Raw genomic sequence first — 12,945 nt, forward strand, 5'->3', positions numbered from 1 at the left:
TCATGCTCCCCGGAAGTTCGGCGGACGCTTCTCGATGCGGGCGACCTGGGCTTCGATGATGTCCTGGCTGGCCCAGGCTCGGTCGAACAGCTCCTGGTGCGCCGGCCACGGATCCTCGTAGGCGCCGTCGTCGTTGAGGACACGTTTGGCGTGCTGCAAGGCCAGCGGCGCGTACCCGGCGATCTCCTGCGCCCACGCCTGCGCGTCGGCGAGGGTGCCGATGCGGTTGGCCATCCCGGTCTGCAACGCCGCGTCGGCGGTGAGCCGCTCAGCGGCCAGCAGCATGCCGCGGGCCCGCCCGGCGCCGACCAGCGACGTCAACCGCCGGATGCTCCAGTTGTCCAGGGCGATGCCGTACTTGGCGACGGGGAACTGGAAGTACGCCTCGGGTGCCACGACGCGGAGATCGCAGATCATCGACAGGATGACGCCGGCGCCGATCGCGGGGCCGTTGACCGCGCCGATGACCGGGATCGGCGCGGAGTCGATGGCGAGGTTCAGCGCGCGCGCCTTGTCGGGCAGCTCATCGGCCACCCCCTGACCGCCGGACAGGTCCGCTCCGGAACTGAAGACGTGGCCGCCGCCGGTCAGGACGACCGCCCGGATGTCCTCGGCGGCGGCCTTCTCGATCGCGTTCCGCAGGCCGTCGACCAACTCGGCGTTGAGCGCGTTGCGCCGTTCGGGACGCTGCATCTCCAGGGTCATCACGTGGCCGTCACGGGTCACTGAAATCATGTCCCCACACTATTAGCCTTTTCCTGTGAGCCGGATCGGTGCCCTGGAACTGCGCGACGCGCTGTTCGACGACGGGTCGTTCGTCAGCTGGGACGCCCCGGCGCTGGCCATCCCGATGTCGCAGTCCTATCGCGAAGAACTGGATGGCGCCGCCGCCCGCACCGGGCTAGACGAAGCCGTGGTGACCGGCGAAGGCCGGGTGTTCGGACGCCGGGTGGCGCTCGTGGCCTGCGAATTCGACTTCCTGGCCGGGTCGATCGGGGTGGCCGCGGCCGAACGCATCGTCTCGGCCGTGCAGCGGGCCACCGCCGAAGGACTGCCGCTGCTGGCGTCGCCGAGCTCCAGGGGCACTCGTATGCAGGAGGGCACCGTCGCCTTTCTACAGATGGTCAAGATCGCCGCTGCCGTCGAACTGCACAAACAGGCCCACCTGCCCTACCTCGTCTACCTGCGGCACCCCACCACCGGTGGGGTGTTCGCCTCCTGGGGTTCCCTGGGTCACGTCACCGCGGCCGAGCCCGGCGCGTTGATCGGCTTCCTCGGCCCCCGGGTCTACGAGCACCTCTACGGTGAACCGTTCCCGACGGGAGTGCAGACCGCGGAGAACCTGCAGCGCCACGGCGTGGTCGATGCGGTGCTGCCGCTGGCCACCCTGCGTGCCACCCTCGATCGCGCGCTCACGGTGGTGTCGGATCCTCCGGGCGAACCACCCGAGCTGCCGCACCCCGAGCCACTGCCCGACATCCCGGCCTGGGAGTCGGTGGAGGCGTCGCGCCGCCCCGACCGGCCCGGCATCAGCCATCTGCTGCGGCACGGGGCCACCGACCGCGTGCTGCTGTCGGGCACCGGATCAGGAGAGGCCGCGACCACGCTGTTGGCGCTGGCACGCTTCGGCGGCCAGCCGGCCGTCGTCGTCGGCCAGCAACGGGTGGTCGGCGGCGTCGTCGGGCCGGCTGCACTGCGCGAGGCCCGTCGCGGCATGGCGCTGGCGGCGGGGCTGCGGCTGCCACTGGTCCTGGTCATCGACACCGCCGGGCCTGCGCTGTCGACCGAGGCCGAACAGGGCGGGCTGGCCGGTGAGATCGCGCACTGTCTCGCCGAGCTCGTCACGCTGGACACCCCGACGGTGTCGGTCCTGCTCGGGCAGGGTAGCGGCGGACCCGCACTGGCGATGGTGCCCGCCGACCGGGTGCTGGCCGCGCTGCACGGGTGGCTGGCACCGCTGCCGCCCGAGGGGGCCAGCGCGATCGTCTACCGCGACCTCGAACACGCCCCGCAGTTGGCCGGCGCGCAGGGCATCCGCTCGGCCGATCTGCTGCGCGACGGCATCGTGGACGCGATCGTGCCCGAGCATCCCGACGCGGCCGACGAGCCCAAGGCGTTCACTGCGCGGCTGTCGGCGACCATCGCCGTCGAGTTGCACCGGTTGCGTTCGGTGCCCGCCGAGCAGCGCCTGGCTGCCCGCCTGCAGCGTTACCGCCGCATCGGCCTGCCCTGAGTGATGTCGGCCTGGTCGCGAGGTGGCCCCACCACACCGGACGCACGAACCACGCGTGGATCCCCGCAGTGGCGGGTACGGGCTGCGAAAGCCGCCTAGTCCACTGTGAGGTGACATCACATGCGCGAGACGATCGATGGGCGCCCACCGACCGGGTCAGCGGGAGCCGAGCAGCAGCCCACCACACGCACCGAGCGACGCGGGTTCGGCGCTGTGCTCAGTGATTTTCCCTGGGTTCATCTGGGCTTGGGGCTGTTCGGCAACACGCTGTTCGTCGTCGGCAGCGTCCTGTTCTTCTGGGAGAGTACAAAGACGCTCGGAGTCTGGCTGTTCGTGTTCGGCAGCTCCGGGATGCTGCTCGGGTCGGTCGGGGAACTGCTCGTGCGTATCGAGAAGAAGCGACGCCGTCACGGGGGCGGACAGGACAGTTGACCGGCGGTGGCAGCGCCCGGCGCCGGTATCCGGCCAGCGCTCATCCGAGCTGATCCAGGGCGAGCGCCAATACGAGGCCCATCGCGGCGGCGACGCCGGCCGACATGGACCCGTCCTTGAAGGCTTTCGGGAATACCTCAGTCGCCAGGGATGCCACCACCGCGCCGCCCGCCAGGCTCCTGATGAGCGCCAACACGACGTCCGGCACCCCGGCAAGCAGCAGGTTCCCTGCCAACGCGGCTGCTGCCAGGATGGCGGCAGTGCCAGCCCACAATGCGAGCACCTTGCCGTTGGATCGTCCACTGGCCGCCATCCCCTTCGCTCCCCCGGCAGCTTCCGGCAGATTCGACAGGAAGATGGAGCCGGACAGCGCCGCGACCTGCAGCGGACCTGCGCCGATGAGCGCCACCCCCAAGGCCAGATTCTCGGGTACACCGTCGAGCGTGATGGCCAGCAGGAGTCCGCCGCCGTTGTTGGATCCCTCCTTCTTGTCGACGAGGTGATCCAGCACGGTGAACACGGCGGCCCCCGTCAGGACCAGCAGAGCCACCGCCCACAGCGGGGCCTGTTCCGTCGCCGGCTCCACCAACTCCAAGATGACCGACACGATGAGCGCCCCGCCTGCCATCGCGACGATGAACCCTTCGAGCCCCTCAGGCAGAGACCCATAGATCCCCCACAACGCTCCGAGGATCAACGCCGCGGATACCACCACGATGACGGCGAGGGTCAGCATCAATTTTCTCCTCAGCGGCTTCGGTCAACGCCGAACGGGTCGTACGGTCTCTGCCCACCACCCGAGCGAGCCAGTGCCACACAATCATTGCCAGCCCGCGAGCGTTCAAACCTCGATGGGCGGGTGCAGCCGTTCCATCGTGTACTGCCGGTTGCGCCGGGCCGCCCAGGCGCTGGCGGCCAAAGATGCCACCATCAGCCCGGCCAGCACCGCGATCGCGACCCACAGCCGGGAATCCACCCCACCGACGGTCAACTGCCGTAACCCGTTGACCGCATAGGTCATCGGGTCGAACGGGTGCATGATCTGAAATGGTTTCGCGGTGGTCTCGACCGGATAGATGCCGCCGGCGGAAACCAGCTGCAACATCAGGAAGGCCAGTGTCACAACGCGGCCGACGGCCACGCCGAACAGGGCGTTGAACGCCTGGATGATCGCCAGGAACGTGCCGGCCACCAAAACCAGGAAAGCCACGGTCGCCAGCGGATATTCGGCGTTCAACCCGACGCCGAAGTGCACCACGACGTACATCACCGCGACCTGGCACACCGCCACCAGAAGACCGGGCCAATAGGACGCCAACACCACCCGCAGAGCGCCCAGACCGTTGACGATCGGCCGGGACTGCAACGGCGTCAACAACATCCAGATGATCAACGCCCCGATGAACAGCGCCAGTGGCATGAAGAACGGGGCGAACCCGGTGCCGAAGGTCGCCGCCGGGTTGGTGTTGACGATGTCCAGACCGACCGGTGCAGCCATCGTCTTGGCGACCTCGGTGCGTTGCTGCGGGGTCCACGACGGGATCAGCGTGGTGCCCTCTCGCAGTTTGGTCGCCAGCTCCTGTCCGCCGGCCTGCAGACGGTCGGTGCCGGCGGCGAGTCGGTTCGCCCCGGCCGCCAGTTCGTCGCCGCCGTCGGCCAACTGGACCAGCCCCGCGTTGAGCCGCTGGGCACCGGCGTTCAGCTCGTCCACCCCGTCGTGCAGCCGGGCGACGTCCGCGCGCAACCCCCCGTCGAGAGCTTTGGCGAGGAACACGCGCAGCGAGCTGTTCGGGTCGCCGAGTTCGTGTTCGAGCTGGGCGGCGCTGTCGCGGAGCCGGCCCAGCCCCTCGTCGGTCGTGGGATCGATGCCCTGGGCGCGCAGCAGCCGCTGCGCACCGGCCAGCGCGTGGCCCGCGTCGCGGACGGCCGGATCAGGGTTGGCCTGAAGGAAACCCACGGCCTGGTCGACGATGGCGGCTGCCTGCGCACTGTTGACGTTCAGCGCGGCGACGCGCTCGGTGGTGGAACGAACCGCGCCCGAGAGGTGTTGGGCGGCGACGGCGACGTCGGTGGGGTCCAGGTTCAATTCGCCGACCCGATCCAGCACCTCGAGCAGCGGGCCGGTGGCGGTATCCACCGACGCGGCGAGTTGTTCGGTGCCGGCGGCCAATTGCGCCGAACCGGCACTTGCGGTGTCGAGACCGGTCGACAGCGCGTGCGCACCGTCGGCGAGACGTTGCGCGCCGTCGTTGGCGGTTCCCAGGCCGTCGGCGAGCTGCCGGGCCCCGTCGGCGGCCTGGTCGAGTCCCTCGCCGGCGTCGGTCAGGCCGGTCAGCACCGTCCCGACGGTCTGTTCACCGATTCGGGCGTTGACCTGATTGAGCACCTCGCGTGCGGCGTTCTGCCCGATCACCGAGGCGAGGTAGTTGTTCGCGTCGTTGAACGTGAACCGCAACTGGGCTTGCTGCGGCTGACCACCCGACGGTGAGGCCACGCGCTCGCTGAAGTCCGGTGGCAGCGTGATCGAGAAGTAGTAGTCGCCGTCGGCCACTCCTTGCGCCGCATCCTGGGCGGACATTTCATGGAGGTCGAGCTGCCCGGAGTCCAGCAGCGCCCGGGCCACCTGGTCGCCGGCCCGCAGTGGCTGGCCCTGTGCCTGCGCCCCGCGATCTTCGTTGACCAGCGCCACCGGCACCTTGTTCACCTCGGCGAACGGGTTCCAGAACGCCCACAGGTACATGGCCCCGTAGAGCAGCGGCATCACGATAATCGTGATCAGCGCGATGCGGGGCATCAGGCCACGCGAGTAGCGCTTGAGATCGGTGCCCAGCGACATTCCGGCCAACATGATCACTCACCGCCGTTCTGCACGCCGGCCAGCTCGGTCCGCGATGCGTTGGGTACCTCGAGGTGGCGCACCGGATGGTCGGGGACGCCGTTGACGCTGGCGGTCACGACGGTCTGGGTGCGACCGAGTTCGACGAGACGGGTGACGAGCACATCACGGTGGCGGTCGCTGGTGACCTGTTCGAGGTTGCCGACGACCAGCAGGGGCGGCCGGCCGGTGTTGGCCAGCGCGATGCGCAGCAGCAGGCCGTCGAGTTCGCTGAGCTCCTCGACGTACTCGGTCAGCGGTGGCAGCGGCACGTCACCGAACACCCGTGCGCAGACGTCGGCGAGGTCGGCAGCGTCGGCCCGGCGCACGAGGCGGTACCACGGGGCATCCCAGCGCAACTGTTCGGTGATCAGGTCACGCACCGTGACCGACTCGGCGACGGTGTCGAGTTCGTCGACACCCGCGAGCGCCGCATGGGCGAAGATGTCGCGGACCCGGTTGCGGCCGAGGACGGTCAGCTCGCCGGATGCCGGGCGCATCCGGCCCGCCAGCGTCATCAACAGTGCGGTCCGCCCCGATCCGGGTGGGCACACCAAGACGGTGACCCCGCCGGACTCGACGTTCAGGTCGATCGGACCGTAGACCGGACCCCACGGTCCGCGCATCGTGATGGCCCGCGCGGTGATGGCCGGATCAGGGTGTGGCTCAGTCACCCCCTGATCCCACCACAGCCGCCTGGCGATTTCGGCGTGGTTGTCGTCGTTGATCGTCGACAACCACGCCGAAGTCACACCTCCGTCGACGGGCCGAACACGTCCAGCTCACGGATGACGGTGACGACGTCGGGAGCGTTCGTGACGTCGGTCAGCGTGAGGTAGAGCTTGCCGTCACGAATCGAGGTGCTTCCGATGCCGTCGCCGGTGAAGACCACCGCTGCCCCGCCGGCGCTGACGGCATACACGGTGGTTGTCGCAGAGTTGACTGTTCCCGTGGTGGTGTCGACCTCGTACGTCACGGCGTTCACATAGGCGCGGCCGTCGGGACCGAACACCGCGGAACTGACCTGCCCGCCGCCGAGGGGAATGTCGACCACGGAGGAGCCGATGAGCGCCACGGCCGATCCGACAGTTGCCCCGGTGTCGTAATCGGTGAGGGCAGAAGCGAAAACCGCCGAGTTGTCGGGTCCGGTCACCAATACGACGGTTCCCCCGCTGCCCACCGGAATCGGATCCGTGACCATGCCAGTGGACAGGTTGACCAGCGCGGCCGTGTCGAAGTCTTCGTGCACCAGCACGCCGAACGGGGTGCCGTCCGCGCCGAACCGCAACCCACCGAGTGGGCCGTCGACCGGAATCACCCTCTCCACTCCCGCCGGACCGTAGACCCGCAGTTCGCCTTCGAACAGCACGTACGCGCGGTCATCCGGGCCGACCGCCACATAGGACTCCACGAGGGATTGCGGCTGCAGCACGTCGTAAATCCGCACCGGGTCACCCGCCAGGACGGTGCTGGACTGCGTTCCGTCAGCGGCGATCCTGATCAAAGAGGCGACGGTTCCGTCGCTGACGACCAGGTACGAGACGTGCTGACCGATGGCCGGCTTGCCGAGCGGCAGAGCATCAACGGCGATTACCCGGCTGGTTCCATCCGACTCGACAACGAGCATCACCGCCCCCTCGGCGTAGGTGTTCACCGTCAACCGGGCGGTGCCGTCGGCGAGCGCTGCCGCAGCACCGTACGGCGAGCCCTGCACCACAGTCGACACGAACGAGTCGCCGCTCCGCGGGACCACCAGGATGCCGACCTGATCCAGACGATAGAACGCACTCGTGGGGTCGGTGGACGCCATGAACGCCTGATACGCGGTGCCGTCCGGGCCGACGACGATACTCGGCGAGGCCTGCGACGAGCCCGGGGGAATGTAGGCCGCAGCCGCGGCAAACCCCGTGTCATGGGTGGAGAATTGCCCCTCGGGGGTCACCCGGACCACGGACATTCTCGGTACCGGACCCGTCCCGTCACCCCGGTCGACGACGGTGAGCACCGTCAGGTATGCGGTGCCGTCCTGGCTGAACTGCGGTGCCGTGTAAGGGCTTCCCATGACTTGCTGGGTGGTCACCGACCCATCCGAGCGAACCAGCGAGATGTCCGTTTTCGCGGTGCCCGCAGCCAGCCCGGCGAGGTTGACGAGGAACAGATCGCCGCTGGGCCGCAGGATCGGTGCGCCGAAGGGAAGGGAGCCCGGGATGGGATCGGTCCCGAACGGCGCCCCCGCCGTCGGGATGACCACCACGGTCATGTCCAGCGACCCATCGGGGCTCTGGTTGAACAGCGTCAGGTAACCGGTGCCGTCCGATGCGAACTGAACCGGTCCCGCTGCAGCTCCGGGGAACTGCGTCCCGTCGATCGTGAAGGCGGGGGCGACATCGACGGTCACCGACAACGCAGTGGCGCCGCCGTGGGCGTCGTCGACAGTGACGGTGAACGTGTCGACCTTGTCGGCCGCCGTGGCATCCGGTGCGGCCGCGGCGTCTCGCGCCGCCTGGGTCGGAACGTAGCTGAACTGACCCGTCGCAGTGTTCAGCGTGATGGCCCCGCCCTTGGCGGACGTGGCCGGCGCGCTGTAGGACAGCACGTCGCCGTCGGGGTCGGATCCGGAGACGATGCCGGCGACCACGCCGCTGCCCGTGTTCGGCTGCCCCGCAGTGTAGGTAGCGGCCGGCGCACTGTTGCTCGGGGCGATGGTGACGGTGACCGGGACCGCCAGCGTTCCGCCGCGGCCGTCGCTCACCGTCACATCGAAGCTGTCCTGCTTGTCCGACGGCGACGCGGCCGAGGCCGACGCCGCGTGCCGCGCCGCCTCGGTGGGTGTGTAGACGAAGCTGCCGTCGGCGTTGACCACCACCGATCCCTTCGTCGTCGTCGTGGACCCGCCGAAGGTCAAGGTGTCACCGTTGGCGTCGCTCGCCGACACCGTGCCGGTCACCACGCCTGCGTTTCCGGGTTGTCCGACGACGGCGTTCCCGTTGCTCGGAGCGCTGTTCGGTGCGGGCAGCACCGCTACCGACACCGTGACGGTGGAGGTGCCGCCGTGACCGTCGCTCGCGACGACGGCAAAGCTGTCGGTCTTGTCGGCCGCGGTCGCGCCCGCCATCGCTGCGGCATCGCGCGCGGCCGGAGTCGGGGTGTAGCTGAACTGGCCCGTTGTACTGTTCAGCACGACCGTGCCCCCCTTGGCGGAGGTGACCGGTCCGGTGAAGGTCACCGCGTCGCCGTCAGGATCGGACCCCGTCACCAATCCGGCGACCACGCCGTCAGCCGAATCCGGCTGTCCGGCAGCATAGGAAGCGGTCGGCGCGGCATTCGCAGGGCTCACGGCGACGGTGACAGCGACAACGAGGGTGCCACCGTTGCCGTCGACCACCGTGACATCGAAGCTGTCCTGCTTGTCGGCACTCGAGGCACCCGACGCCGCGGCATCGTGGCGGGCATCGGCGGCCGGGGTGTAGGTGAACGAACCATCGGGGTCGACGACCACCGACCCCTTGGCGGTCGACGTCGTCCCGCTGAAGGTCAGCGCGTCACCGTTGGGATCCGAGGCGGACACCACACCGGAGACGACGCCGTCGGAGTTCGGCGGGGACGCGGTGAACTCGCCATCGACCGGAGCGGCATTGCCGACCGCGGGCAGGATGGTCACTGTGACACTGGCACTGTCCGTCCCGCCGTGTCCGTCGCTGACCGCGAAGGTCAACACGTCGGTCTTGGCAGCGTTCGGCGCATCTTCGGCGCCGGCGGCCAGCCGCGCGGCCAGTGTTGGCGTGTAGGTGAACGTTCCGTCCCCGTTGTCGACCAGCGCGCCTTTGCCGGTCGAAGCCGGTGCACTGAAGGTCAGGTCATCACCGTCGAAGTCACGGGCAGTGAGCGTCACCGTCACTTCACCGCTGTTCTCATCCGGTGTGGTGGCGCGCGCCCTGGTGATGCGTGGATCGCTGTTGCGCGGTGCGATGTTCACCGTTACGGGCACGATCAACGCGCCACCGAATCCGTCGGTGACGGTCACGTTGAAGCTGTCGGTGGTGGCCTCGGCGCCCGCGCCCTCGACCGCGGCGGCGTGGCGGGCTTCGGCAGTCGGGCGGTAGCTGAAGCGCCCCGACGAGTACACGACGACGCGGCCCTTGTCGGTCTCGGTCGACCCTGCGTAGGTGAGCCGATCGTTGTCGGCGTCGGTGGCGAGCACACGGCCGGTCACGGTCGCCGTCCAGCTGCTCGGCTCGCCCTGGACGACGTCATCGAGCTCGGGCCCCGCATTGTCGAGGGCGGCGATCTGCACCGTGAACCGCACGGTGTCGGTGCCGCCGTGCCCGTCGTCGACGGTGACGGCGAACGTGTCCCGTCGGTCCCACGACCATCCCGGCCGCTGACCCGCGTCCTCACGTGCCTGCGGAGTCGGGGTGTAGACGAAGCTGCCGTCGTCGCCGAACACCACGTCACCCTTGTCGACGCCGGTGACCCGGTAGCTGAGCACGTCCCCGTCGGCGTCGCGGGTGACGATCGTCCCCGTCACCGCGCCGGTGTCCATCGCGGGCAGCCCTACCGAGCCCGACGAGCGGGGACGGTCGTTGGCAGCACGGATCCGGACCGTGACTTCGACCCCGGTCACCCCGCCGTTGCCGTCGTCGATGCTGACCACGAACGAATCAGTCGTGTCCGCCTCGGTGGCTCCGTCCTTCGCCGCCGCGTGACGTGCGGCATCCGTCGGCGTATAGGTGAAGCGACCGCGGGAATCGACCACCACGCTGCCCTTGGCCGTGTTCGTCGACCCGGCGTAGGTCACGCGGTCGAAGTCGCGATCGAAGCCGAACACCTGTCCCGACACCTTGCCGGTGAACCACCCTGGGGAACCCACCCAGGCCCACCCGGTCGGAGCGGCGTTGTTGTCGTCGATGGCCGACGCCCCGGGAGCGAATGCCCCTTCGAGTGCGGGTTTTTCGCGCTGTCCGAGCTGCCGACGCGCGAACGCCAACAAGCCCCACAGCAGTGGCGATTCGGCCGGAATGTCGGTGCCGAACGCGTCGAACGGCGAGATCACGGGTGATGCGATAGATGCCAGGTCGGCCTGTTCGGTGCTCGCCGTTGGAGGCGCCGACACAGGGCGCGTCTCTTCGACGATGCCGGGATCGGTTGCTTCCGCGCTGATCATCGGATCATCCGCGGTGAACGGCTCGGTGTCTCCGAGGTCGATGAGGACATCGTCGACGACCTCACTGCCCGGTTCCGGACGTGGCGGAACTGCTTCGAGGTGCTCCACGGGTGTGCTCGAAACTCGATCGGCCTCAGCGGCGTAGCGTTCGCTCCGATCCTCAACCGGTTCGACGAGCTCAGCCTCGGGATTGTCGAATCCGACGAGTTCTTCTGCAGCGGAGTCTTCTTCGTCCCCATCGGCAATGTCGGCATCGGAGTCGAATTCACTGTCGATATCAACGTCTTCATCGAGGCCGGGGTCGTCCCCGGCATCAGCTGACTCGTCACCATCAACCGACTGCGTATCGGCGGCGTCGAGGCCGGAGTCAGAATAGTTCGAATCGTCGGCTCCAGCTGTCGTCCGTTCGACCGACGAGCCGGCCGAACCTGTTTCCGTTTCAGCGCAGGCGATTCCAGACGTCGACGCGACTGCCGTGCCGATTCCCAGCGCGATGGCCAAGGCACCCACCCGACCGACATAGCGCGAATAACCCATGATGTCCCCCCAAACAATCGTGGCAGTTTGCCAGGCTAGACGTAGGGGGTGCGAAATCGGAAGCGAAACGACGAAACATCCGAAAATTTCGCCATATTTGAGGTCCGAAGACCCGGAGACGTCAGGTCAGGGCGAGAGCGCTCAGCATTGCTGCGCAGGTCAGCACATGCAGTGGCAGCCGCAGCAGGCTCCGTCTCGCCCACCGTGCGGCCGCCGATTCGTTCACATCGGCAGGATCGGTGGTTTCGAAGGCAAGTGCTTTCGGGGTGAGGTCGACCGCCGACCAGATTCGAACGACGACGTGACCGGCCACTGCCACCAGCAGCGCGGCGCGGACGTCGGGGGCGCCCCAGGCGGCCACCAGCGACACCGCGAGCAGCACTTCGAACGCGAGGTGCGCGGGCCGCCAGAAACGCACCCGGGAGATCCCCCCGTTGCGGGCCTGCACGATGCCCGGCCGCTTGGGCCAGAACGGATCGACGACCAGCGCCTCGTAGACAGCTCCGCCCAGCAGGATGCAGGCGGCCAGAGTCGTCATCGCGATCACCAGGACAGCAGGGGGCCACACGTCTCCCGATTATCCAAATGCCAGGATGTGGCATGGCCCACATCCAGCCCTTTCGCATCGACATCCCCGATGCCGACCTCGCCGACCTGCGACAGCGTCTCGCGCGCACCCGGTGGCCGGATCAGGAGTGCGTCGACGACTGGAGCCAGGGCATCCCGCTGGCCTACACCCGTGAGCTGGCCACGTACTGGGCCGATGAGTACGACTGGCGCTCACGCGAGGCCGCGCTGAACCGGTTCGACCAGTTCATCACGAACATCGACGGACTTCCCGTCCATTTCCTCCACCAGCGCGCGCCGCGGCATGACGCGTTCCCGTTGTTGATCACCCACGGCTGGCCCGGATCGGTCGTCGAGTTCCACAAAGTGGTCGAGCCGCTGAACGCCGCCGGGTTCCACGTGGTGTGCCCGTCGTTGCCCGGATATGGCTTCTCCGGCAAGCCGACGCACACCGGTTGGGGTGTGGAACGCATCGCGCAGGCGTGGGACGAGCTGATGGTACGGCTGGGTTATCAGCGCTACGGCGCGCAGGGCGGGGACTGGGGCGCCGCCGTGACCACCCAGATCGGTCGCAACCGTGGTCACTGTGTGGCCATCCACACCAACATGCCGCTGGGTCGGCCGCCCAAGGGTCTGCGTGACCCCAGCCCCGACGAATTGGCCGCCCTCGAGCGGCTTGACTACTACCAAAAGTGGGATTCGGGCTATTCGAAGCAGCAATCCACCCGGCCGCAGACGCTGGGCTACGGACTGGTGGACTCCCCTGTCGGGCAGATGGCGTGGATCGTGGAGAAGTTCTGGTCGTGGATGGACTGCGACGGCCACCCCGAGAACGTGCTCACCAAAGACGAGCTGCTCGACAACGTGATGCTGTACTGGCTGAACGGTTGCGGGGCGTCCTCGGCGCGGCTGTACTGGGAGAGCTTCGGCAGCTTCGGCGGCGGTGGCCCGGTGACGCTACCCACCGGGGTGGCCGCGTTCCCGAGGGAGGTGCTGCGCGCACCGCGGCACTGGTGCGAGGACAACTACACCATCACCCGGTGGACCACCATGCCGCGCGGCGGGCACTTCGCCGCGTTCGAGCAGCCCGAGCTGTTCGTCGACGACGTCGCCGCGTTCTTCAACGAACACCGCTGA

9 protein-coding genes are annotated in these 12,945 nt (G+C 68.4%); 3 read left to right on the plus strand and 6 right to left on the minus strand.

From position 1 onward, the window contains the following. Positions 1-735: an enoyl-CoA hydratase gene (locus J3476_RS06940; protein WP_207065756.1), complete on the minus strand. Its 735-nt coding sequence runs from the start codon at positions 733-735 to the stop codon at positions 1-3. Between the two features lie 25 nt (positions 736-760). On the opposite strand from J3476_RS06940, the gene J3476_RS06945 reads away from it, so the two are divergent. Further along, positions 761-2,233: a carboxyl transferase domain-containing protein gene (locus J3476_RS06945; protein ID WP_207065757.1), complete on the plus strand. Its 1,473-nt coding sequence runs from the start codon at positions 761-763 to the stop codon at positions 2,231-2,233. 120 nt (positions 2,234-2,353) lie between these two features. Then, the gene (locus J3476_RS06950) at positions 2,354-2,665 is read left to right on the plus strand and encodes a YrhK family protein (RefSeq protein WP_207065758.1); all 312 of its coding nucleotides are present in this window, start codon (positions 2,354-2,356) and stop codon (positions 2,663-2,665) included. Positions 2,666-2,705: 40 nt separating this feature from the next. Here the strand turns inward: J3476_RS06950 and J3476_RS06955 are convergent, their stop codons facing one another. The 5 genes from J3476_RS06955 to J3476_RS06975 form a co-directional block, all read right to left on the minus strand. Then, positions 2,706-3,401, minus strand: coding sequence for a ZIP family metal transporter (locus tag J3476_RS06955; protein ID WP_207065759.1), 696 nt, complete (start codon positions 3,399-3,401; stop codon positions 2,706-2,708). A gap of 105 nt (positions 3,402-3,506) precedes the next feature. Then, positions 3,507-5,513 carry a YhgE/Pip domain-containing protein gene (locus J3476_RS06960; protein ID WP_286182693.1) on the minus strand — a complete coding sequence of 669 codons (2,007 nt, stop codon included), beginning with the start codon at positions 5,511-5,513 and terminating at the stop codon, positions 3,507-3,509. A gap of 2 nt (positions 5,514-5,515) precedes the next feature. After that, positions 5,516-6,166, minus strand: coding sequence for an ATP-binding cassette domain-containing protein (locus tag J3476_RS06965; RefSeq protein WP_207065808.1), 651 nt, complete (start codon positions 6,164-6,166; stop codon positions 5,516-5,518). 122 nt (positions 6,167-6,288) lie between these two features. Next, entirely contained in the window at positions 6,289-11,241 is a 4,953-nt protein-coding gene (locus J3476_RS06970; RefSeq protein ID WP_207065760.1) for an Ig-like domain-containing protein, read from the minus strand. A gap of 121 nt (positions 11,242-11,362) precedes the next feature. Further along, the gene (locus J3476_RS06975) at positions 11,363-11,779 is read right to left on the minus strand and encodes a hypothetical protein (RefSeq protein ID WP_373889037.1); all 417 of its coding nucleotides are present in this window, start codon (positions 11,777-11,779) and stop codon (positions 11,363-11,365) included. A gap of 62 nt (positions 11,780-11,841) precedes the next feature. Between J3476_RS06975 and J3476_RS06980 the strand changes: the two genes are divergently transcribed. Continuing rightward, on the plus strand, positions 11,842-12,945 hold the full coding sequence (locus tag J3476_RS06980) for an epoxide hydrolase family protein (RefSeq protein ID WP_207065762.1): 1,104 nt from the start codon (positions 11,842-11,844) through the stop codon (positions 12,943-12,945).

It is taken from the genome of Mycobacterium sp. PO1 (genome assembly GCF_017312405.1).
Lineage (GTDB): Bacteria > Actinomycetota > Actinomycetes > Mycobacteriales > Mycobacteriaceae > Mycobacterium.

Coding starts and splice junctions, on each gene's coding strand:
- J3476_RS06940 (WP_207065756.1), bottom strand. CDS start 735: ATGATTTCAGTGACCCGTGACGGCCACGTGATGACCCTGGAGATGCAG.
- J3476_RS06950 (WP_207065758.1), top strand. CDS start 2,354: ATGCGCGAGACGATCGATGGGCGCCCACCGACCGGGTCAGCGGGAGCC.
- J3476_RS06955 (WP_207065759.1), bottom strand. CDS start 3,401: ATGCTGACCCTCGCCGTCATCGTGGTGGTATCCGCGGCGTTGATCCTC.
- J3476_RS06960 (WP_286182693.1), bottom strand. CDS start 5,513: ATGTTGGCCGGAATGTCGCTGGGCACCGATCTCAAGCGCTACTCGCGT.
- J3476_RS06965 (WP_207065808.1), bottom strand. CDS start 6,166: ATGCGCGGACCGTGGGGTCCGGTCTACGGTCCGATCGACCTGAACGTC.
- J3476_RS06970 (WP_207065760.1), bottom strand. CDS start 11,241: ATGGGTTATTCGCGCTATGTCGGTCGGGTGGGTGCCTTGGCCATCGCG.
- J3476_RS06975 (WP_373889037.1), bottom strand. CDS start 11,779: ATGACGACTCTGGCCGCCTGCATCCTGCTGGGCGGAGCTGTCTACGAG.
- J3476_RS06980 (WP_207065762.1), top strand. CDS start 11,842: ATGGCCCACATCCAGCCCTTTCGCATCGACATCCCCGATGCCGACCTC.